This is a genomic window from Streptomyces hazeniae, assembly GCF_031845485.1.
In the GTDB taxonomy this organism is placed as follows: domain Bacteria; phylum Actinomycetota; class Actinomycetes; order Streptomycetales; family Streptomycetaceae; genus Streptomyces; species Streptomyces hazeniae.
On record NZ_JAVREQ010000117.1, the window covers coordinates 1 to 488 of the forward strand.

The 488-nt window shown below is 67.0% G+C and carries 1 protein-coding gene and 1 pseudogene; one reads left to right on the forward strand and one right to left on the reverse strand.

The genetic code is table 11. The features are described 5' to 3' along the window. Positions 1 to 354, forward strand: a pseudogene (locus tag RM572_RS28880) (TetR family transcriptional regulator); the annotation flags it as partial. A gap of 27 nt (positions 355 to 381) precedes the next feature. Here RM572_RS28880 and RM572_RS29810 read toward each other — a convergent pair. Further along, positions 382 to 488 (reverse strand): helix-turn-helix domain-containing protein (locus tag RM572_RS29810; RefSeq protein ID WP_394813727.1); only part of this gene is annotated, 107 nt, incomplete at its 5' end.

Consider the following 488-nt stretch of genomic DNA (forward strand, 5'->3'; position numbering starts at 1 on the left):
CGCGAAGGCCTGATCCAGGTGATGCGGAACATGCTTGCCGCACCCGAGCAGTTCGACTGGCTGGCCACGCGGCTGGAAATCGCCCGTAAGTTGCGCAACGATCCGGCGTTTCACCAAGGTTGGGCGGAACGCTCGGCCGAACTGGACGCCGCGATCACCGCGCGCCTGCGCCGCCAGAAGCAGGCCGGGCGGCTGCGTGACGACGTGCCCAGCGCGGTCCTGCACATCTATCTGGATCTGGTTCTCGACGGCCTGGTAGCCCGAATCGCCTCCGGCGAGGACCCGAAGAACCTCACCGCGGTGCTCGACCTGGTCGAGGCCAGCGTGCGGCAGCAGACGCCGGCGGACAACTGAATCCGGGGCTACAGCACAGGCGGTTGCTCAGTAAGCCCTGGACCGGGTGCGGTGATTGGGACCGCCGCGGCTGCGCATCGTCGTTCCCGACTCCCGCAGCAAGCTGTGAATCGAGCCGTAGGAACGTCCCGTAT